Raw genomic sequence first — 22,041 nt, forward strand, 5'->3', positions numbered from 1 at the left:
TCTAATAAAAAAGGGAATAAATCAGATAGTTGATGATTTCATCAACAAATCCACATGTCCCCAGAAGCTCGGATAAGACTTAGCAACCACACCTGGCTCATGAATAATTAGTTCGCGTACTAAGCCAACCGGTGCAAAAGCCATGGCCATACGGTGATCATCGTATGTCTCAATTTCAGGGCAAGCACCCTCTTTTTCAAAAGACCCCGACAGGGTGTATAAATGATTTGGCTCAATTTCGACTAAGCGAGCACCTAATTTGACTAATTCATTTTGAAGCGCTAACACGCGATCCGTTTCCTTCACCTTAAGGGATTCTAAACCAGTCAAATGCAGGGTGATGTTTTTGGCAGCTGCCACCACACAAATGGTTTGCGCTAAGTCCGGGCAATCCGTAAAATCCCAACTCAATTCGCTGACCGCCTCACACTTAGTCAAGAGGTACCCTCGGCCAGTAAACGTGCTTTTTACACCCAAAGGCAACATAATATCACGTATTGCAGAATCACCTTGTAACGAATCTTCCTTCAAGCCTAATAACTCCAAGGAACTATCCTCAAACGGCGACAAAGCTACCATCGAATACCAATAACTTGCACCAGACCAATCAGATTCGACAGCGAAACTTGCCGACTGATAAACCTGCGCCTGAATGTCAATTAAACCTTTTGACCAATCTACAGCAGCCTGAATACCGAACTGACGCATCTGCGCCAGCGTCATTTCGATGTATGGTTTTGACCCTAATGACCCTGTAATCTGCAAGCAAATTCCCTCAGGCAATAAGGGTGAAATCATTAAAATGGCGGAAATAAACTGTGAGCTCACATCGCCTCGAATAGATAAATTACGAGACCCCGAATAGGCAAACCCATTCAATTGCAAAGGGGGATATCCCTCATTTTTCAAATAAGATATTTGAGCCCCTAAGGAACGTAAAGCGTCAACCAATATCCCAATCGGCCGTTCGCACATACGTGGCGTTCCCGTCATTTGCTTCTGCGCACCCGTTACGGCATAATATGCTGTCAGAAAACGCATAGTCGTACCCGCATCTAATACATCAGCGATGGGGATGGTGGCGTCTGCCAACAAGCGAATCATGGTTTGGGTATCACGCGCTTCTGCCAAATTCGACAATTGGCTCACATCACCTCCCGCAAGGGCATTAATGATCAGCGCCCGATTGCTTTCGGATTTAGACGAAGGCAACGGAATCTGTTCTTGAAACGAATTTGAACGAGGGAATAGGCGAATTTGACTCAAAATAAGTATGCTTAACGCAATTTTAAAGTAACTAACGTGACAACAGCTAAGATAATTCCCACAATCATAAAGCGGGTGACGATCTTCGACTCATGGTAATTTTTCTTCTGAAAATGATGGTGCAAAGGCGACATTAAAAATATCCGACGCCCCTCGCCGTATTTCTTTTTGGTGTATTTAAAATACCCCACTTGCAAAATCACAGATAAATTTTCGATCAAAAAGATGCCACATAATACAGGAATCAACATCTCTTTGCGAATCACAATCGCCAGCGTAGCGATCACACCACCCAACATCAAACTGCCCGTATCGCCCATGAATACCTGAGCTGGATAGGCATTATACCACAAAAACCCTATACAAGCCCCCACAAAGGCCGCACAAAATATGGCCAATTCCCCTGAATTAGGAATGAACATGACATTCAAATATTGAGAGAAAATCTTGTTACCCGAAACGTAAGCCAAAATAGCCAAAGTCAATACAATAATGACCGACGTTCCAGCCGCCAAACCATCAATTCCATCCGTAATATTCGCCCCATTGGAAACCGCGGTAATGATAAAAATAACCACTAAAACGTAAACCACCCACACATATTGATCGGGAATGAAACTCGGCAACAGCATATTGTAATCGAACTGATTATCCTTCAAAAAAGGCACCGTTGTCATCAGCGACTTCGAATCCGTGAATGTTTGAACCTGCGAACCATCCGCTAAAATCTGAACCTTATCAAATATCCGAACCTTGATGTGCTGATTAAAATACATCGTCAAACCTACGATTAAACCGAGGCCGATTTGTCCTACAATCTTGAATTTGCCCGACAAGCCATCCTTGTTTTTCTTAAAGACCTTGATGTAATCATCCGCGAAACCAACGGCCCCAAGCCAGATAGCTGAGGTTAATAAAAGTACAATATAGACGTTGGTAATTTTAGCAAAAAGTAACGTTGGGATAACCAAGGACAACAAAATAATGAAACCACCCATGGTAGGCGTTCCTTTTTTGGCCATTTGGCCTTCCAACCCTAAATCGCGTATTTCCTCTCCAATCTGTAACATTTGCAGCCGACGAATCACAGCCTTCCCCCAAATAGCCGCGATTCCCAATGACGTAATTGTTGCCGCAAAAGCACGAAACGTGATGTATTGAAAAACGCCGGTTCCTGGAATATTTAAGGTCTTGTCGAAGTATTCGAAGAGGTAATAGAACATGCCTGCAGGTTATAAAAACAGTATAAAAAACAAAAATGCAAAAAAATAGGACGAAATCAAATTACGCAGCGTAGGCCTCCGCAATCACCTGCTTGTCATCAAAATCAGATTTTACACCTTGAATATCTTGATAGGTTTCATGACCTTTCCCAGCCACTAACACAATATCTCCCGGCTGTGCAATCGTACGAATCGCTTGAAAAATCGCTTCCCTCCGATCCGAAATCCGATGCACCTTGATGCGATCTTCGCTAGGTACTCCTGCTTCCATTTGGTCCAAAATAGACTCTGGATCCTCAAAACGTGGATTATCAGAAGTCAAGACCACTACATCACTCAGCGTCGCCGCCAATTCTGCCATAATCGGCCGCTTACCCGCATCACGATTTCCCCCACATCCAACCACGGTGATGATGCGTTGCTGTTTAGCACGAATGGCTTGAATCGTCTTCAACACATTTTCCAAGGCATCCGGGGTATGCGCATAGTCGACAATCGCCATTTTATTCAAAGGGCCGGCCAACTGCTCAAATCTACCCGGAGCGGTTTTCAGCGTAGATAATTGAAGCAAAACTTCGTTTTTATCCTCGCCTAGCAAAATAGCTGTGGCATAAATCGCCAACAAATTATAGGCATTAAATAAACCAATCAGCTGCGCATGAATTTCGATACCATCGAATTCAACCTGTAAACCGGAGATGACATTGGCTTTGATCTTTGCCTTAAAATCCGCTGCGTTCAGAATTCCGTAACTGTATTTACGTGCAGCCGTATTTTGCAACATAACCATTCCGCGCTTATCGTCCACATTTGTCAATGTGAAAGAACCGCTCGGTAGGTCATCAAAAAATCCTTTTTTGGCCTTAATGTATGAATCAAAAGTCTCGTGAAAATCCAAATGATCCCGTGTGATATTCGAGAAAATAGCCCCTTTAAAGACAATCCCATGAATCCGTTTCTGTACCACGGCATGCGAACTAACCTCCATAAAAACATGGGTGCACCCATCAGCAAGCATGTCGGCCAATAACGCGTTCAAAGCCAATGCATCTGGAGTCGTATGTGTCGCCGGAATAACGCGGTCTTGAATTTTATTTTGAACTGTTGAAATCAATCCGCAGCGATGACCTAATTGTTTGAAAAGTTCGAATAACAAAGTCACGCTAGTCGTTTTTCCATTCGTCCCAGTAATACCTATCAAATTCAATTTCGCGGATGGATTGCCGTAGAATTCCCCGGCTGCTAAAGCCAGCGCCTCATTTGAATCGGGCACTAGCACATACGTGACATCGGCTGGAATATCCATGGGCAATGTCTCCACCACCCAAGCGGTACATCCCTGCTGATATACCTGAGGTAAAAATTGATGCCCATCTACCTGAGTTCCGGGTATCGCAAAAAATACACTACCGGCAACAGCTTTACGCGAATCAAAACACAAATGGGCAACGTCTACATCAGCTCCTAACAATTGGGCACCTTTTACCGCGCGAACTAATTCAAATAATGAAGCCATACTAGTGTAATTGAATGAGCATTAGGGCATTTTTCCGAAGCGGAGTACCTGCTGGAATTGATTGTGAAGTCACATTACCCATGCCTTGGGCACGCACTTTAAATCCGCGATTTTCCAAGGCAAAAAGTGCGTCGCGCAAATTCATCCCCATGACATTAGGTACGACTTTAGGCAACAAACTTACGGGTACATTTTGAACCGCTTTTTTATCTAAAGAGAATTGCATCCAGCGGCCATCTTCTTCTACTTTTGGAAAACCTAGGTTTGAATATAATACTCCGTGATCCAATGGATGAATCATGTGCGTCAGTTTGGCATTGTTTAATGAATCAGGCAAATATCCACTCAAGCGACGCTGTAACTTCATATCGCGAGAATAAATGTGATCTGCAATATCTTTAAATACAGGCGCAGTCACCTGGCGTGCATACGTTCCCTCAGAACTTCCTTCTGGCTTGTCCATGGCCACTAGCATGGTATATTTAGGATTTTTCACAGGAAAATACCCAATAAACGACACATAGTACGTCCCTTTAATGTATTGACCGTTAACCCGTCGCTGCGCGGTACCGGTTTTACCAGCAATACCATATGCAGTACCTTTCAGGTTTGTTCCTGTCCCACGTTCTACCACGCCTTCCAGCATGATCTTAATTTTCTTTAAGGTTTCTGGCGAGCAAATAGGCTCCTTATCCTTCTTTTGAGTTTGTGTAAAATCGGTAATTACCTCATTACCAATCGTTGCTTTCTTCACAATAATCGGCTGAATCCAATAGCCATTATTTGCGATGGCATTGTAAAATGTCAACAAATGAAGTGGCGAGGAATTTGACGAATAACCCACCGAAGACCACATGTATTGTAAGGCATCCCATTTCGGAGGAAGTGGAAATTTAGGTTTTTCGTAGCGCGGTTTAATTTGAAAATCAAGCGGATCGATCAAATGGAATTTTTTCAAATAGTCATAATACTTGGCCTGCTTTTGGGAAAAAACACGCTGCATTAATTTAATCGTCCCAATGTTCGAGGAATGCTCAATAACTCCTTGAACCGTAATCGTTCCATAATCATGTGAATCTGACATGGTTCGATTAAACACCGTGTATTTCCCCCCTGTTGTGACCATATCTGTCAATGGCATGTTGGTTTCTTCCAGCATCGCCATCATAGATGGAAGCTTAAAAACAGATCCCGGGTCATTTTCAGACACCTCAATCGCGTGATTCGCAAATTCTGAATAGCCCGTTGGCGAACTGGCATTCTTCGTTAAATTCGAAATCGCCTTGATTTCTCCCGTAGCTGTTTCCATCACGATCGCCGTCGCATAATTACCCTTGAAATCTGCCAAAGCTTTCATCAGAGATAATTCCACAATATCTTGAATGTCGACATCCAATGTGGTCTGTAAATCCACGCCACGTTGCGGAATAATTTCAGGTGTATTCTCGACGGGACGCCAAGTATTTTTGTCCATTTTGGCAAAATATCCTTTCCCAGGTATCCCACGCAATTCCTTATCAAAGGCTCCTTCCAGACCTACTTTGACTTTGTCTTTCATGTAACCCACGGTCCGATAGGCCATTTGACCAAAAGGCGCATAGCGTACATTGACTTTATCAAAGACAATTCCTGTCTTCACCGGTGATTTTTTGTTCTCCCGAAATAACGGAAAATTCATGACAAGCTTTCGCTCCTGAAAGTCGAGCAAGCGGTTATTCAACAATAAATAGGTCCGCTTATTTTTCTTCGCTGAGACAATCTTGTCGTAATATTCATCCGCAGTCCGATCCTTAAAGAAATTAGCTAAATGCTCTGCCAACTCGCGCACGTGAGCGGTGAATAACTTTTCAGCTTTGGTTGATTTGTTGTACACAGACGGATCCATGCCCAAGCGGTATTTAGGCAAAGAGGTCGCCAATAAACTTCCATCATCTGAGTAGATATTTCCACGGGTGGCGTCTACCATCCGCTCTTTGATGTAAATCGAAGAAGCTTCCTCACGCAATTCTGGACCTTGAATAAAGACGACTTTGTACAAGTTTCCCACTAACAGCAAGAACGCGGCTAGCATGATGATAAAGAAAATCCGAAAACGGAAGGTAATGTTTTGCCGGATGTTTTGTCGCTTCGGTGCGGCCATATCAATTATTCTTTAACGGGATCTGCAACTACTTTAATGGGTGGGGTTAGGCTAACTTCAAGCCCGTATCTTCGCATCGCGATGGCGAGGTAACTCTGCTTGCCAACCTTCATGTAGTCGGCCTTTTGCGTCGTATAATCCGCCCTGATTTCTTCTAATTCTTGTTTCGTGGTGACGATTTGGTGCATCCGACCTTCTGCCAGCATCGTGTAGTAAATGTAAATTAAGATCAATCCAGCGACAAATGTGATGCGCTTGACCAGCTCCATGGGCATTTGCCCACCGGTCAAAGAATCAATATTAAAAAGCATTTCCATCGGGCTCTCTTTCGGGGGAGCGGTGGTTTTTTCTTTTGCCTCAGTTTCTACAGAACTAGCCATATTACAATTTGCGTGCGATTCTTAATTTGGCACTGCGCGAACGCGGATTTGCCTTTAATTCTTCTGGGCTGGCCGTAATGGGCTTGCGAATTTCTGACGCAAGCGGCTTATGCACCACCCCAAACATATCTTTATCTTCTTTGCCAAAACAGTCGCCTGTTTTGATATAATTTTTTACCAATCGATCCTCTAAGGAATGAAAAGACATAATACACAAGCGACCATCCACGGCAAGCACCGATGGCGCTTGCGCTAAAAACTCCTCAATCACTTGCAATTCTTGATTTACTTCGATTCGTACGGCCTGAAAAGCCTGTGCGAAATATTTAAATTCCTTGCCTCTTGGGGCTAATTTAGTAAGAATTTCTTTGAAATCCGACGTCGTTTCCAGCGACTTTTGCGTCCGGGCTTGAATCACTGCTTGCGCTAGCGTACGTGCATTTTTTATCTCCCCATACATCCCAAAGATCCGCTGCAATTGCTCGGCCGAATACCCATTCAATACATCTTTGGCATCCATTGCTGCTGAGGGACCCATCCGCATGTCTAATGGTCCATCAAAGCGGGTAGAAAATCCGCGCGATGCGGCGTCCAACTGGTAAGATGACACGCCAAAATCGGCCAGAATCCCATCCACTTGCTTCACGCCATGCAATCGCAAATACTTCTCCAGATATCGGAAGTTGGCCGTAATCAAGGTCAACCGCTCATCATCAATTTTCTCTGCTTGATTCCAGGCGTCTGGATCTTGATCAAAGGCTAATAGCCGACCGCTCGGCCCGAGATGGGCTAAAATTTCTTTGGAATGCCCACCTCCTCCAAAGGTGACATCGACATAAATACCATCGGGACGAATCGCGAGTCCTTCGATGCATTCATGCAACATGACGGAGGTATGATAGGTTTGTTCTGACATGAATTCAAAATTACAAATTTATCTCTCGGCGTTCAACCAAATTTCTGCTCGATCGCTTATTTTTTTGTCCACAAGATTTAACCCTATATTTGTTGGAAAATTATACACCCATGCGTCTTCTTCTACTACTCCTTTTTCCCATAATTTCACTCGCTCAAAATCCGAAAATAGGCCCGTGGCGAGGCGAATTAAGCCACATGGGCGGAGCATTACCTTTCAATTTTATTATTCAAAAAGGTAGCGAAGCAAAACGGTTCAACATTAACCTCCAAAATGGCGCAGAGAAATTCAACTTAGGCGAATCATTTTTCCGCGGCGACTCATTGATTATACCCTTTGACCTATATGATGCTGAGATAAGCTGCGCACTCAGTAGCCCGAATCAAATGAATGGGTTTTGGACCAAAAAAAGAAACGGCAAAGCACTCTTCAGCATCCCTTTTCAAGCAAGTGCCGGATCGACACTGCGGTTTATCGCCAAAGCGCCAGCAAACGTAAATGTCACAGGAAAATACAGTGCTGATTTCTGGGCAGATGAAGCTAGCCATAGCCCCGGGGTATTAATCCTAAACCAAAAAGGAAATCAAGTAACAGGAAGTGTTTTGAAGCCCACAGGCGATTACCGCTTTTTACAGGGAAATGTTATTGCCGACAGCCTTTTCTTGAGCTACTTTGATGGAAGCGGTGTTTACCTATTTAAAACCAAAGTAACTAATTCAAAAATTGAAGGATTATTTTATACTGGATTGGCAGGCAAACGCAATATGATTGCCCAAAAGGATGCCAAAGCAAGTCTCCCAGATTTGAAGAAGTTAACTTATTTAAAACCTGGTTTTGATCGGGTATCTTTCAAACTGCCTACACCTGATGGCAGAGAGATCAGCTTAAGCGACGCGCGTTACCAAAACAAAGTAGTAGTGATTGAATTAATGGGCTCTTGGTGCCCAAATTGCATCGACGAATCCCGTTTTCTCGCACCATTTTACCGTAAGTATCAAAGCAAAGGCGTCGAGGTAATCGGCATGGCTTTCGAATATTCACCAGATATCACCGTTTCAGGACCTAAAATTGCGAATTTCAAAAAGAAGATTGGCATTGATTACGAAGTGGTATTTGCTGGAACGCCAGGAGATGAAACCATTGCACAGGTACTACCGATGTTGCACAAAATCAATGGATTTCCGACTACATTCATCATCGACAAAAAAGGAATCGTACGTGAAATTCATACCGGATTTTCCGGACCAGGCACTGGGGTTTATTATACCGATTGGACCCAAGAATTTGAAAAGACGATTCAAACACTTTTGAATGAAAAATAAGCTATTTGTTTGCCTATTCTTATTGAGTAGCCACTTATCACTTGGTCAATCTACATCGAAACGCGCATGGAAAGCGGCAGCTGCCCTAGCCACTACGAGCGCATTGGTCTACAACGATTTTTCACGTACTGCCCAAAGTGAATTTCGAAGTAAGCATCTAATTGATTTCCATTCCCCCGCCGATAATTATTTACAGTATACACCTACGCTCATCAACATAGGATCTCACTTAGTAGGGCTGGAGACAAAAAGCCAACCGAAAGATCAGCTGGCGATGTTTGTACTTGGAACCGGCATATACTATGTGACGGTTAAGTCGATGAAATATGTCATTAACGAAACTAGGCCAAACGGAGAGCCTTACAGTTTTCCTTCGGGACACACCACCACAGCATTTTTTGGTGCACACAACTTGGCAAAAGAGTATTGGGACGAACATCCTGCAATCGCAATTACGGGATATGCTTTAGCGACAACTACGGGAATTTTACGCATGGCGAATAATCAACACTGGGCATCCGATGTACTGATGGGTGCAGCGATGGGAATTGCCTCGGCTGAAGCAGCGTATTGGGTGTATCCAAAATTAAAAAAAGCACTCCATCAGAGTGCTTTTGAATGGGATCCGATTGTCACGCCCAATTTTTATGCAGCGCGTGTTCAAGTTCGTTTTTAGTGTAACAAAATGTAGGTTAAGGCACCTGCGGCATATCCAAGCAAAGCTAATACACCAATTTTTTTCGCGTACCAACCGAACTCAATTTGCTCCATACCCATGACGGCAACGCCCGCAGCAGATCCAATAATCAAAATACTTCCACCTGTTCCCGCGCAATAAGCCAAAAACTCCCACATGGCATGATCCATAGGGAAGTCGGCAAGCGAATACATCCCCATCGTAGCAGCCACTAACGGCACATTATCCACAATCGAAGAAGCAACACCAATCAATGCAACAATAACATACTGATTACCAAAGGTTTGCTCCAATACAGAGGCTAACTGCGTTAAATATCCGAATGATTCCAAAGCGCCAATTGCCAACAAAATCCCTAAGAAAAAAAGTACACTCGAAGTATCAATTTTCGTCAAGGCATGCCCTACCGTATATGGTTTCTTGGCTGCATCATCTTTATCTGCATGTAAAAATTCTGACAATATCCATACGAATCCTAAGGCCAATAAAATCCCCATATATGGTGGTAAATGCGTCACAGTTTTAAAGACGGGAACGCCTAATAGGCTTGTGATACCGGCTGCCAACATGATTTTACCATGGCGTTCTTCTTCTGGAGTCAACTCTACCTGATGGTGAAACGAACCAAGCTTCCGTCCACGTACCCAAAATGCAGCTACTGCCAACGGGACAATGAGTGAAATCAGCGACGGGATAAACAAGGTTTTAATGATTCCTGATGCAGAGATTTGACCTCCAATCCACAGCATCGTCGTCGTCACATCTCCAATAGGGGACCAAGCACCACCCGAATTCGCAGCGATAACCACGACACCCACAAAAAACATCCGGGTAGATTTATCGGATACTAACTTACGCAATAGAGTCACCATCACGATGGAGGCTGTTAAATTATCCAGTACGGCAGATAGAAAAAAGGCAATAAAACCCGTAATCCACATTAATTTTGCCGGCTGATTCGTTTTGATTAAACGACTGACAAAATGAAACCCATGATGCGCGTCGACCAATTCAACCAAAGTCATGGCGCCCAACAAGAAAAATAAAATTTCAGAAGTTGATCCTAAATGATGACTTAACACCTCGAGTTCATGTGGTCCTCTAACTAGCGCATAGACGACCCAAACGAGCACACCGGTCACTAAAGCAGTAGCGGTTTTGTTAATTTTCAAGGGATGTTCAAACGCAATGGCAAGATACCCAATGATAAAAATAACGACAGAAATTAGTTCCATGCGGTAAATATAAAAAGAAAAGTCAGGGACAAAAGCCCTGACTTCTCAATATGTTCTATTCAATATGAATTACTTCAATTTAGCCACGGCCGTTTTAATACGCGCACATGCTTCTTCCAATTGCTCATCCGCCGCGGCAGTTGAAATACGCATACAATCAGGAGCACCAAAACCAGAACCAGCTACGGTAGCCACATACGCTTCATTCAACAACCACGTACAGAAATCATCCGAATCATTTATTGTGGTAGTTCCGTCAGACTTTCCAAAGTAATACGAGATATCTGGGAAAGCGTAAAACGCACCTTCCGGCATGTTTACTTTAAATCCTGGAATCTCACGCAATTTTCCTACGACCAATTTACGACGGCGATCATACGCCGCTTTCATTTCATAGGCATGATCCAATGTACCATTGAATGCAGCAACTGCTGCTTTTTGTGCGATTGAATTCGTACCCGAAGTTACTTGTCCTTGCAATTTTTCTATTCCATCCGCGATCCATTTGGCTGCTGCGATGAAACCAATTCGCCAACCCGTCATCGCATGACCTTTGGCAACTCCATTAACCGTGATCACACGCTCTTTAATTTCTGGAATCGACCCGATTGAGAAATGACCACCTTGGGTGAAGTTGATGTACTCGTAAATCTCATCCGCCAGCACATAAATATTTTCATGACGTGCAACTACATTGGCGATGTCGCGCAATTCAGATTCCGTGTAAACAGAACCCGTTGGGTTATTCGGCGATGCGAACATCACCATTTTCGTTTTTGGTGTAATGGCTGCTTCGAATTGTGCAGGCGTCACTTTAAAGTTATTATCAAAAGCTCCTTGAACGATGACGGAAGTTCCTTCTGCCAACTTCACCATCTCAGAGTAAGAAACCCAATAAGGGGAAAAAATGATCACTTCGTCACCTGGATTGATCAAGGCGGCGATTGCGTTTGCCAACGAGTGCTTAGCTCCCGTCGAAACCACAATATTTTCTGAACCCCACTCTAAATTGTTATCACGCTTTAACTTATTCGCGATAGACATGCGTAAATCGGGATAACCCGCAACCGGTGAATATCCGTGAAAACCATCATCAATTGCTTTTTTAGCAGCCTCACAAATGTGCGCAGGAGTTTTGAAATCAGGTTCACCTACGGATAAACTAATTACTTTATGACCTAGAGCAGCTAATTCACGCGCTTTTTTCGTCATCCCTAATGTAGATGATTCTTCTAAGGCTTGAATGCGTTGTGCTAATGATGATGTTGACATGTCTGTATACTTCAATATGGGTTAAAAACGGGCGCAAATTAGCTTTTTCTTCGCTGAAAAGCTAATCAAAAACGCAAAAATGGGGCATTTATTTCAGTTGGCTTAGCTTCGCATACGCACCATCCGGAATGGCAATGAGCTCTTTATGCGTACCGCGCTCGACGATTTGTCCTTGATCCACCACCAAAATTTGATCGGCATGTTGGATCGTACTCAAGCGATGGGCAATCACTAAAACCGTTCGATTTTTCATCAAATTACTTAAAGCCGCCTGCACCAATTTTTCAGATTCATTGTCCAATGCACTCGTCGCTTCATCCAAAATTAAAATCGGCGGATTGCGTAACACCGCACGAGCAATGGAGATTCGTTGTCGTTGTCCACCCGACAATTTAGACCCTCGATCCCCAATCATCGTGGCATATCCATCCGGGCTTGCCTCGATGAATTCATGGGCATTCGCAATTTGGGCAGCAGCTTGTACTTCCTCGAGCGTCGCATCTGTACCAAATGCAATGTTATTGAAAATCGAATCATTAAATAATACGGACTCCTGGGTTACAATACCCATCAACGCACGTAAATCGGCCAATGGGATTTGTTTTAAAGGCACGTCGTCTACGGTGATTTTACCTGAAGTAGCGTCGTAGAAACGAGGAAGTAAATCGGCAAGTGTCGACTTCCCTCCACCGGAAGCGCCAACGAGCGCAATGGTTTGGCCTTTCGGAATTTCAAATGAAACTTCAGTTAGCACGGAACGGCCAGGGACGTACGCAAAACCAACGGATTCAAAACGAATCGATTGGGTAAATTCCTTCACCGGAATGGCAGGCTCTTCCACTTGAATCTCAGACTCGGTATCCAATATTTCAATGATACGATCCGCAGAAGCCACACCTCGTTGGATGCCTGAAAATGCATCCGCAATGACTTTGGCCGGACGCATAACCTGCGAAAACGTAGCAATAAACGCGATAAACGTAGAAGCACTCAATTCACCATCTCCAGAAATCACTAAAATTCCCCCGTACATCAAAATCCCCGTCACCACCAAAACCCCCAAACTCTCCGAAACTGGTGAAGTTAATTCCTGACGAAACACCATGCGCAATAAGGAATGACGGTAACGCAAATTCGTTTCTTGAAATTTAGCGTCCATCACCGGTTCTGCACGAAACGCCTTAACAACGCGCATCGCCCCAAAAGTCTCATCCAATAAACTGATGATGCCACTCAAATGCTGTTGAACTTCTCCGGCCGCACGGCGCAAGCGACGCGTGATTAACGCGATGACTCCACCAGATAAAGGCAAAATGATTAAAGAGAATAAAGTCAATTTTACCGACATGCTTGCCAGGAAAACAAAGAACATAATCAAGGTAAAAATCTCTTTGAACGTAGCCGTAAATGCCCGACCGATACTATTTTCAACCTCTTGCACATCGGTTGTCAACCGCGACATTAAGTTTCCTTTCTTTTGTTCTGAGAAATAACTCAAATCCATGCGTATAGCACGTTCGAATACCGCTTGTCGCAAGGATGCGATCGTATCCGCCTCCACCGTTTTTAAGATTCGTTGCGAAAAATACCGAAAGACATTAGCCAATAAAACGGACGTAATGATTGCGCCACAGGCATATTGCAAGGCCCCCAAACGACCATACGATTCTAAAGCCCCATAAAAATAATGATTGAAAACAAACGAAAAATAACTCGGCGAGACCGAGAATTCCGGGAGCGTACGATATAAAGCAGCTTGATTCGCTGATGCTTGGTTGAACAAAACATTCAACAAGGGAATCAATAAGGTGAAATTCAAAATCCCGAAAAGACTACCTAACAGCGAAAATCCGAAATATGGAAATACATATTTTCGGATCGAACTGGCATAAGACAATAAACGTAAATAAGTCTTCAAAGGAGTAATTTCAAAATTTGAGGCAAATTACGACAATTTTCACATTTACATGCGTTCGGCGAGTTTGGCATAGACTTCCATGTAGCTGGCTGCGGCCACCGACCAATCAAATTGTTTGGACCATGCCTGAATCGCCTGTTTTTTATCGTTTACCTGATAATCTTGCAAGCCGTTCGTGAGTGTTTCGCGCATGGAATCACCCTCAAAATCGGTAAAATAATAAGCCTCAGGCCCACCTACTTCCGGCAATGAGGTAAACTGCGACAAAAACACCGGTTTCCCGAGATGCATCGCCTCCACCACCGGCAAGCCAAAACCTTCCGCTAAAGAGGGAAATACAAAAGCTTCGCAATGCAGGTAAAGCTCCATTTTATCTTGTTCAGATACAGGTCCGGCAAAAATCACCCGATCTGAAACGCCCAAATCATGCGCTTCCTGTTTGATTTTTTCCAAGTAATGAGCTTGTTGGGTGATGCCAGCGATGATTAATAATCGATCGTTACCAACTAACAAACTGGGCAGCACATGAAAATTCTTTTTCTCCGCAATCGTGCCAATGGTAAATAAATAGGACCGCCCCGCTGCGCGTGAAGGGTAAGGCAAATCAGCAGGAACATCAGCCAAATTACATCCATTCGGAATAACTCGCTGCGGCCTATCCCCTAGCTCAAAATGCGCCTGTACATCGCGCTGTGTATATGCTGAAATGAAAACGAGGTAATCTGCCCGATTAATTTTAGCCTGCAATTGCGCCTTAAATCGCTGTTTTTTTGCCTCCGATTTACGACTATCATGCAAATAATTTAAGTCTTGGATGGTCAACACGACCGAGGCGCCTGAACCCGTAGGCATGTATTCCGTATCCTGATGTGTTGCATGCCAAATGTACGATCCGCTCGCAGGACGAAGCCACCATTTATGCCAAAAATAAACGGGAATACTAGGGCTCAGTTCGTGGCTTGAGGTAAAAAAAGTAAGCGGAAAGCGATTAGCAATTGCCTGACCTAATTGAAGACAAAAATGATACAATCCCGTGTTCGGGTACTTCAAGCGTTCGGCATCAAAAAAAACAGGAACCTTCACCTAAATGATTTTATAGTTACAATATTCTCCGATCCGCCAGCCCGTCCAATCTTCAATTTGCTGGAGCATTTTCCGACGTAAACTCATCCGTTGACGCAAGGCCACCGGGTCAAAATGAAATGGCCATTGCATGGAATCAATCCGTTTTTGCGCCACAGCCGGATGCGTCCCATCGAAGTGCGTCAGACGCTCCGCATTACCCAAATCGAAGGTGAAATCCTCCGGTACGTGGGTATCTAGCCATGCATCATCATGGTAGAATTGCTGAAAATTTCGCACCTTTTTACTCATCCCTTGCGGTGGTTTTACCCAGCCGTAATGATAGATGGTTGCGGGAATTAATTTAACCTGAATCTTACGCCCATTCAAGCGAAAACCTTGCGCATCTTTGTAGGAATGAATGCCTTTGGCATACTTGACTACTCGAATTTCGCGTCTATACCAGCGGCGTGAAACGGCTTCGTAATTGTAGGATCCGTAAAAATGTTTGTAGTGAAAAAGCAAACCCTCCACCGCGGAATCAGTTGCATACGTTTCCATGGCTTGTCGGATCGCCGGCAAATCCCTTTCGTGCACACATTCATCTCCTTGAATGTAAAATGCCCAATCCGTGTCAGGCGAAATGGCTTGATAAGCTTTGTCGGTTTCCAGCGCAAATGTGCGTCCTCCCTCCCGTTGTTGGTCATCCCAAACCGTTTCAATGATTCGAATTTTATCGGAGGGAATTGATTGGATTAATGCCAAAGTTGCATCGTCTGATTTACCAACTGCCACGACAAATTCATCACAAATGGGCAGAATCGAGGTAATGGCTTCAACGATCGGATAATCGTTTTGAACGGCATTCCGGATAAATGTAAAGCCCGCGATTTTCATATTAATATTTTACCTGAATGCCATGATAGCGTTCCTGCTCCACATAATCCTTCCGTAGCGGATGTCCTTCCCAGTCGGCAGGCAATAAAATGCGTATCAAATTCGGGTGATTCACAAACTGCACGCCCACCAAATCAAACGCTTCCCGCTCATGCCAGTCGGCCGTTTTCCAAATCGAACTCACCGATGGAATCTCAGCTTGATCGCGGTTGGCCAATACGCGCAAATGAATCGTCTTATGTTTGGGAATGGAATAGAGTGTATAAATCACTTCGATTTGGCCTTCTTCAGGACCCAGGTCGATGGCCGTTAGGCATGACAATGAATCGAAATAGGTTTCTGGATGACGCCATAATACATCACAAATGGCCACGAGATCATTTGCACCAACAGTAATCTGTGCGTTTTTCTCATCCCAGCTGCATTCGGCTTGGGTTTGTTGGCGAATCAACTCAGGTATTTCAGCTAATTGCATCTAGGATTCGTTGCGGAACCACGAGGGTTTCCCGGTTAATTTTTTCTTGCAATTTCAATACACCACCTAGTAGAGCTTCTGGGCGCGGCGGGCAGCCAGGCACATACACATCCACAGGGATAATGCGATCAACGCCTTTCACTACATGATAGCCATGTTCCCAATACGGGCCTCCGCAGTTGGCACATGAGCCCATCGAAATCACATATCGCGGTTCAGGCATCTGTTCGTACAAGCGGCGAATCCGATCTGCCATCTTGAATGTAACGGTACCGGCAACAATCATCACATCAGACTGACGCGGGGAAGGCCGTGGAAAAACTCCAAAGCGATCTAAATCATAGTTGGACGCAAACGCCTGCATCATCTCAATCGCGCAACATGCCAAACCAAAGCTCATCGGCCACAACGAACTAGCCCGAGCCCAGTTCAATAGGTCTTCGACTTTGCTGACAACAAAGCCCTCGGATTGCATGTGTTGGTCTAAAAAACTTTTCATGTTAGCGGATGACGGTCACGGAACCGATGATTTCTGGATAGTCTTCGTCGGGCTTGATGGAATACATATACACGCCGCTTGGCAATGTTTTACCATTTAAATATCCGTTGAAGGCTTTCATGTTTCCCCCTTTATTGGCCTTAGATCTATCTATTTTTTCGTAGTAATCGAAGCCTACACGTTCGATGATGAGCTGACCCCAGCGGTCAAAAATTTTGACCTCGGCAAAAAGATACTTGTCTAAATTTTCAATTTCTAAATAGTCATTAAGATCGTCGTCATTAGGTGTAATGGCCTCGTAGGTTTTTACGCGAGCAAAAATCTTAACACGAACTTCTTTGGGAGGGCATTTAAAGAAGGAGCCATCGCTCTTTTTAATATACTGATGAATGTAAAAATATTCATCAAAAAAGGCATTCCCGTATTTTTCAATCACTTTGTCAATGTCGACAGTACCAGCAAAAGATGTAGGACTATGTGTAATAAACTCGCTTGGCTTAACATTATCAGGACCTTGACTAGCAGACCAAATCCATGTAGAAGTAGAACTTACAGATCCATTAACGACTATGGGTACCTTCTTTTCTACTTGATCAGCGTATGCAAGCAACTTGGGTTCTGTAACAACGTAACAGGAATCGATATAATTCTGCCCAAAAACAAAACCTGGAAGGATTGACAAACAGAACAGCCAGATTAATTTTTGCATGAGATACAATTAAATTGGTACATAGCCACGAACGATTTTCGAATTCGCATCAATGGTTTTGTAAATATACCTAAATTCACAAAATTTTTGCCCCATGTCTTTGACCCATTTTTTTGAAACAGATTTAGCCAACCTGCGCGGAATGACGCCGGCACGGCTAACTATGTTACAAACGGAGCTGGGGTTGTTTACGTATGCCGACTTAATTCAATATTTTCCTTTTCGCTACGAAGATCGGACGATTGTCCATTCGATTGCCGAAATCAGCGATCAAATGGAGCATGCGCAATTTATTGGGCGCATACGGTATAAAGAAAAAATCGGGAATGGCGCACGGCAACGGATCGTTGCCGAATGTTGTGACGCCTCCGGATGTATCGAATTGGTTTGGTTTCAAGGAATTAAATGGTTAGAAAAATCATTGGTTTCTGGGCAAGATTACCTGTTTTATGGTAAGCCAACTAATTTCAATGGGCAATTACAGATGACCCATCCGGAGATGGAGGTGTACAAAGGTGTACAACATGCTGAGAAAAACTTCCAGCCCATTTATCCCTTAACTGAGAAACTCCGGAAAAAATACATTGATAGTAAAGTGATTGCTGGCTTGCAGAAAAACCTGTTGAGCACGGCATTTCCCTATATCCGCGAAACACTTCCGGCGGACATCATTCAGCAATTCAAACTGATTTCGAAGCAAGAGGCGCTTTACCATATTCATTTACCTCAATCGGAAAACTGGCTTCGTCAAGCGCGCAGACGACTGAAATTCGAAGAATTGTTTTACAACCAACTGCGGTTGATCAAGCAGAATTTGGTCCGCAAAGAAACATTTCCTGGTCAAGTTTTTGCTTCTGCGGCTTTGCTTACCAGCTTTTATCAAGAGCACATGCCCTTTGATTTAACGGAGGCGCAGAAGAAAGTAATTCGCGAAATCTTTCAAGACATGCGGTCGGGCAAGCAAATGAACCGATTGCTCCAAGGGGACGTGGGCTCAGGCAAAACGATTGTTGGCTTTATTTCCATGCTACTCGCCATCGACAATGGTGCTCAGGCGTGTATTATGGCGCCAACGGAGATTTTGGCGGACCAACATTACCAAGGGCTAAAGAAATTTGCGGATTTATTAGGTATTACGATTGCCAAATTAACAGGTTCCGTAAAGAAAAAAGATCGCGTGGGGATACATGAAGGACTGGAATCTGGCGAGTTGAATATATTAGTGGGCACCCATGCCATCTTCGAAGATGTGGTCCAATTTAAAAATTTAGGCCTGTGTATTATTGACGAGCAACATCGATTTGGTGTGGCTCAACGGGCTAAACTTTGGGACAAGAATAAGGTAACTCACCCACACGTGTTGGTGATGACCGCCACTCCGATTCCAAGGACTCTAGCCATGACGCTTTATGGTGATTTAGATGTGTCGATTATTGATGAATTGCCCGTGGGTCGCAAGCCCATTCAGACGACGCATCGTTTTGATTCGCATCGTTTGCAGGTATTTGCGTTTATTCAGAGTGAGTTGGATAAAGGCCGACAAGTCTACATCGTTTATCCGCTGATTGAGGAATCCGAAAAGATGGATTTCAAGGATTTGATGGATGGTTATGAAAGTATATCGCGGGCGTTTCCGGAGGTGCCTTTGGGGATCTTGCATGGGAAAATGAAGCCGGCTGATAAGGATATTGAGATGGCGCGTTTTGTCAAACATGAGACAAAAATCATGGTGGCGACAACGGTTATTGAGGTGGGGGTCAATGTTCCCAATGCATCCATTATGATTATTGAGAGTGCGGAGAGATTCGGATTATCACAATTACATCAGTTGCGCGGGCGTGTTGGCCGAGGAGCTGAGCAAAGTTATTGCATCTTGATGACCGGATATAAGCTAGGGGTGGACACTAAAAAACGCATCGAAACCATGGTGCGCACGAATAATGGATTTGAGATTGCAGAGGTGGATTTGCAGTTGCGTGGGCCGGGAGATATTTCAGGAACGCGTCAAAGTGGAGCGATAGATTTGATGATTGCGGATTTGGCGACGGATGGGGAAATTTTAAAGGTTGCCAGAGAAACGGCAATGGCGATTTTAGAAAGTGACCCACACCTTGCGCTGGACAAACACCTGATGATTCGGGAGCAAGTAATGCATCAGCGAAAGGAAACCACGAACTGGGCCCGAATCAGCTAAGCCCCCTTACCTTTGGCAATCCTCCAAGGTTTGCCAAAGGTAGGTTAATTGAGGGTGGGATCGTCCGGATAAGTTGATAAAATACGATAATTACCACCTTTCTGATAAAGTACCTTTCGCCACAAAGATTCCGGCGTTTCATCGAATACATAATCCAAGGTTGCCGGTTCTAACATCCAGGAATCCGACTTCACCTCGCGCTCGAGCTGGCCTGCCGACCACCCCGAATAGCCCACAAAAAACTTGATATCTTTAAATTCAATTTGCTGATTGATGATTGCCTCAATCGCTTGTTCAAAATCCCCAGCCCAAAACAAACCAGGCGAAATCTCCTGTCCACCCGTAATGAGATCCGGCCTGCGGTGAATGAACTGCAAAATCGTTTGGTCCACCGGACCGCCGGTATACAACGGAATTTCCTCCATCACCTTCTCCTCCCGAATCGAATCCAAAATCGCATCTTGCGGATGATTCAACACTAAGCCAAACGAATGCGAAGACGAATGTTCACACAACAAAATCACGGTACGATGAAAAACGGGCTCGTCCAGAAATGGTTCGGCCAACAATAAAATCCCGGGTTTTAAGTCTTCAAACGTATAATCCTTCGGCATAAAAATGTGTAAGTTTGTTGGCAAATAAATTCAGCAGCATGACCGCATTCCTCTCTTTGGGTGGCAATCTAGGAAATACACGGGAAATTTTTGAACAGACGTACCCCTTGATTGAAAAAAAAATTGGGCGCATTCTGCAAAAATCGAGCTTGTACCAAACTGCCGCATGGGGGTTGACGGATCAGGCCGACTTCCTAAATCAGGTGATTGAAGTAGAAACAACACTTGACCCAGAGACGATTCTGTCGCAATTATTAGCCATTGAACAGGTTTTTGGCCGGGTACGTGAGGTAAAATGGGGACCAAGAAACATCGATTTGGACCTCTTATTAGTGGGCGAAGCTCAATTAAATACTACGCAATTAACACTTCCGCATCCCCGCATCCAAGACCGTAAATTTATTTTAATTCCACTGGTTGAGATTGCCCCCGATGTGCTACATCCAGCGCTAAATGAAACAGCAAAGGGATTGTTGGCAAACACCACAGACACCAGCACCGTAACGCTTATTCAGCATCAGTAAACTTTTGAGTTGGGAATTTCCAGCTTTGGCCAACTATTTTTTCATAGTAGCGCTCATACATCGGCAATATTTTTTCTAATGAAAATTCCTTCGCACGTGCCAGCGCATTGGCCTTCATCTGCAGATGTAACCCTTCATCCGTTAAGATCTTAATCGTATTCGCGACCATGTCGTCCACGTCACCGATTTCACTAACAAAACCAGTCTCCCCATGAATGTTCACTTCTGTAATACCACCCGCATTGGATGATATAACAGGCACCTCACAAGCCATCGCCTCCAAGGCTGCAAGACCGAAACTCTCTTTCTCTGACGTCAAAAAGAATAAATCCGCCAGCGAAAGCGCCTCCTCAATCGTATCCAATTTGCCTAAAAAACGCACATCAGCAGACACCCCTAAATCACGACATAGCGCTTCCATACCGGAGCGCTCGGGACCGTCGCCAACAAGCAATAATTTGGCGGGAACTTGTTTTTGGACTTTGGCAAAAACACGAATAATATCTTCGATGCGTTTCACCTTCCGGAAGTTAGAGGTGTGCATCAAAAGCTTCTCCCCATTAGGACAAATAGCTAATTTAAAGTGTTCTTTTGGCTGTTTCTGAAACCGATTTAAGTCAATAAAATTGGGAATCACCTCGATATTACTCAGAATTTCAAAGGAAGAATAGGTGTCATTTCGCAAACTTTCCGACACCGCGGTCACGCCATCCGACTCATTTATGGAGAAAGTAACCACCGGTTCAAAAGATGGATCACGGCCTACCAATGTAATATCAGTACCGTGCAAGGTTGTAATCACAGGCACATGAATACCCTTATATTTCAAGATCTGTTTCGCTAAATACGCTGCCGATGCATGCGGAATTGCGTAATGCACATGGATTAAATCCAACTGCTCATTTACGGTAACATCCACCATTTTGGAAGCCAAAGCTGACTCGTACGGCAGGTATTCAAACAAAGGATAGGATGCTACGGAAACTTCGTGGTAGAAGATATTTTCACTGAAAAAATCCAATCTGGGTGGCTGGGTATAGGTAATAAAATGCACCTCATGCCCTACGGATGCGAGTGCCTTTCCAAGCTCGGTTGCCACAACGCCACTTCCCCCGTAGGTCGGATAACAAATGATCCCTATTTTCATATGTGAAGTATCAAACGGAAACAAAACTAAGACAA

Annotated in this window: 20 protein-coding genes; 4 read left to right on the forward strand and 16 right to left on the reverse strand. The window is 44.1% G+C overall.

All coding sequences use genetic code 11. From position 1 onward, the window contains the following. Positions 1 to 21: 21 nt before the first annotated feature. From U0R10_RS09350 to rsmH, 6 genes are all read right to left on the reverse strand, one after another. Positions 22 to 1,266 (reverse strand): 3-phosphoshikimate 1-carboxyvinyltransferase, encoded by a 1,245-nt coding sequence (locus tag U0R10_RS09350; protein WP_377983704.1) that lies wholly within the window; start codon positions 1,264 to 1,266, stop codon positions 22 to 24. Positions 1,267 to 1,277: 11 nt separating this feature from the next. Next, the gene (gene mraY, locus U0R10_RS09355; RefSeq protein ID WP_377983705.1) at positions 1,278 to 2,489 is read right to left on the reverse strand and encodes a phospho-N-acetylmuramoyl-pentapeptide-transferase; all 1,212 of its coding nucleotides are present in this window, start codon (positions 2,487 to 2,489) and stop codon (positions 1,278 to 1,280) included. A gap of 61 nt (positions 2,490 to 2,550) precedes the next feature. After that, entirely contained in the window at positions 2,551 to 4,005 is a 1,455-nt protein-coding gene (locus U0R10_RS09360; RefSeq protein ID WP_377983706.1) for a UDP-N-acetylmuramoyl-L-alanyl-D-glutamate--2,6-diaminopimelate ligase, read from the reverse strand. Between the two features lies 1 nt (position 4,006). Beyond that, positions 4,007 to 6,145 carry a penicillin-binding protein gene (locus U0R10_RS09365; RefSeq protein WP_377983707.1) on the reverse strand — a complete coding sequence of 713 codons (2,139 nt, stop codon included), beginning with the start codon at positions 6,143 to 6,145 and terminating at the stop codon, positions 4,007 to 4,009. A 5-nt stretch (positions 6,146 to 6,150) separates the two neighbouring features. After that, positions 6,151 to 6,525 (reverse strand): FtsL-like putative cell division protein, encoded by a 375-nt coding sequence (locus U0R10_RS09370; RefSeq protein WP_377983708.1) that lies wholly within the window; start codon positions 6,523 to 6,525, stop codon positions 6,151 to 6,153. A gap of 1 nt (position 6,526) precedes the next feature. Further along, on the reverse strand, positions 6,527 to 7,441 hold the full coding sequence (gene rsmH, locus U0R10_RS09375; protein ID WP_377983709.1) for a 16S rRNA (cytosine(1402)-N(4))-methyltransferase RsmH: 915 nt from the start codon (positions 7,439 to 7,441) through the stop codon (positions 6,527 to 6,529). Between the two features lie 110 nt (positions 7,442 to 7,551). Here rsmH and U0R10_RS09380 point away from each other — a divergent pair, with 110 nt between their 5' ends. Beyond that, the gene (locus U0R10_RS09380; protein ID WP_377983710.1) at positions 7,552 to 8,763 is read left to right on the forward strand and encodes a peroxiredoxin family protein; all 1,212 of its coding nucleotides are present in this window, start codon (positions 7,552 to 7,554) and stop codon (positions 8,761 to 8,763) included. Then, a complete protein-coding gene (locus U0R10_RS09385; protein ID WP_377983711.1) occupies positions 8,753 to 9,439 on the forward strand; it encodes a phosphatase PAP2 family protein in 687 nt (228 codons plus the stop codon). The genes U0R10_RS09380 and U0R10_RS09385 overlap by 11 nt, the downstream gene beginning before the upstream one ends. Here U0R10_RS09385 and nhaD read toward each other — a convergent pair. The 8 genes from nhaD to U0R10_RS09425 form a co-directional block, all read right to left on the reverse strand. Continuing rightward, positions 9,436 to 10,695 (reverse strand): sodium:proton antiporter NhaD, encoded by a 1,260-nt coding sequence (gene nhaD / locus U0R10_RS09390; RefSeq protein WP_377983712.1) that lies wholly within the window; start codon positions 10,693 to 10,695, stop codon positions 9,436 to 9,438. The genes U0R10_RS09385 and nhaD overlap by 4 nt on opposite strands. A gap of 69 nt (positions 10,696 to 10,764) precedes the next feature. Continuing rightward, positions 10,765 to 11,967 carry a pyridoxal phosphate-dependent aminotransferase gene (locus U0R10_RS09395; RefSeq protein WP_377983713.1) on the reverse strand — a complete coding sequence of 401 codons (1,203 nt, stop codon included), beginning with the start codon at positions 11,965 to 11,967 and terminating at the stop codon, positions 10,765 to 10,767. A gap of 88 nt (positions 11,968 to 12,055) precedes the next feature. Further along, positions 12,056 to 13,885 carry an ABC transporter ATP-binding protein gene (locus tag U0R10_RS09400; protein ID WP_377983714.1) on the reverse strand — a complete coding sequence of 610 codons (1,830 nt, stop codon included), beginning with the start codon at positions 13,883 to 13,885 and terminating at the stop codon, positions 12,056 to 12,058. A 45-nt stretch (positions 13,886 to 13,930) separates the two neighbouring features. Beyond that, entirely contained in the window at positions 13,931 to 14,968 is a 1,038-nt protein-coding gene (locus U0R10_RS09405) for a glycosyltransferase family 4 protein (protein ID WP_377983715.1), read from the reverse strand. Beyond that, positions 14,969 to 15,844, reverse strand: coding sequence for a glycosyltransferase family protein (locus tag U0R10_RS09410; protein ID WP_377983716.1), 876 nt, complete (start codon positions 15,842 to 15,844; stop codon positions 14,969 to 14,971). It abuts the gene before it with no gap. Position 15,845: 1 nt separating this feature from the next. Continuing rightward, positions 15,846 to 16,319 (reverse strand): NADH-quinone oxidoreductase subunit C, encoded by a 474-nt coding sequence (locus U0R10_RS09415; protein WP_377983717.1) that lies wholly within the window; start codon positions 16,317 to 16,319, stop codon positions 15,846 to 15,848. Continuing rightward, positions 16,306 to 16,818, reverse strand: a complete 513-nt coding sequence (locus tag U0R10_RS09420; protein WP_377983718.1) for an NADH-quinone oxidoreductase subunit B — start codon at positions 16,816 to 16,818, stop codon at positions 16,306 to 16,308. Before U0R10_RS09420 ends, U0R10_RS09415 begins: the two co-directional genes overlap by 14 nt. Before the next feature lies 1 nt (position 16,819). Beyond that, positions 16,820 to 17,527, reverse strand: coding sequence for a T9SS type B sorting domain-containing protein (locus U0R10_RS09425; RefSeq protein WP_377983719.1), 708 nt, complete (start codon positions 17,525 to 17,527; stop codon positions 16,820 to 16,822). Positions 17,528 to 17,621: 94 nt separating this feature from the next. Between U0R10_RS09425 and recG the strand changes: the two genes are divergently transcribed. Beyond that, positions 17,622 to 19,721 (forward strand): ATP-dependent DNA helicase RecG, encoded by a 2,100-nt coding sequence (gene recG / locus U0R10_RS09430; RefSeq protein ID WP_377983720.1) that lies wholly within the window; start codon positions 17,622 to 17,624, stop codon positions 19,719 to 19,721. 44 nt (positions 19,722 to 19,765) lie between these two features. Here recG and U0R10_RS09435 read toward each other — a convergent pair whose 3' ends face one another. After that, the gene (locus U0R10_RS09435; protein ID WP_377983721.1) at positions 19,766 to 20,335 is read right to left on the reverse strand and encodes a YqgE/AlgH family protein; all 570 of its coding nucleotides are present in this window, start codon (positions 20,333 to 20,335) and stop codon (positions 19,766 to 19,768) included. A gap of 38 nt (positions 20,336 to 20,373) precedes the next feature. On the opposite strand from U0R10_RS09435, the gene folK reads away from it, so the two are divergent. Continuing rightward, positions 20,374 to 20,859 carry a 2-amino-4-hydroxy-6-hydroxymethyldihydropteridine diphosphokinase gene (folK, locus tag U0R10_RS09440; protein ID WP_377983722.1) on the forward strand — a complete coding sequence of 162 codons (486 nt, stop codon included), beginning with the start codon at positions 20,374 to 20,376 and terminating at the stop codon, positions 20,857 to 20,859. Here folK and bshA read toward each other — a convergent pair. After that, positions 20,843 to 22,006 carry an N-acetyl-alpha-D-glucosaminyl L-malate synthase BshA gene (bshA, locus tag U0R10_RS09445; RefSeq protein ID WP_377983723.1) on the reverse strand — a complete coding sequence of 388 codons (1,164 nt, stop codon included), beginning with the start codon at positions 22,004 to 22,006 and terminating at the stop codon, positions 20,843 to 20,845. The two genes, folK and bshA, sit on opposite strands and share 17 nt — an antisense overlap. Positions 22,007 to 22,041: the final 35 nt, after the last annotated feature.

Source organism: Aquirufa avitistagni, from assembly GCF_042715545.1.
GTDB classification, from domain to species: Bacteria; Bacteroidota; Bacteroidia; order Cytophagales; family Spirosomataceae; genus Aquirufa; species Aquirufa avitistagni.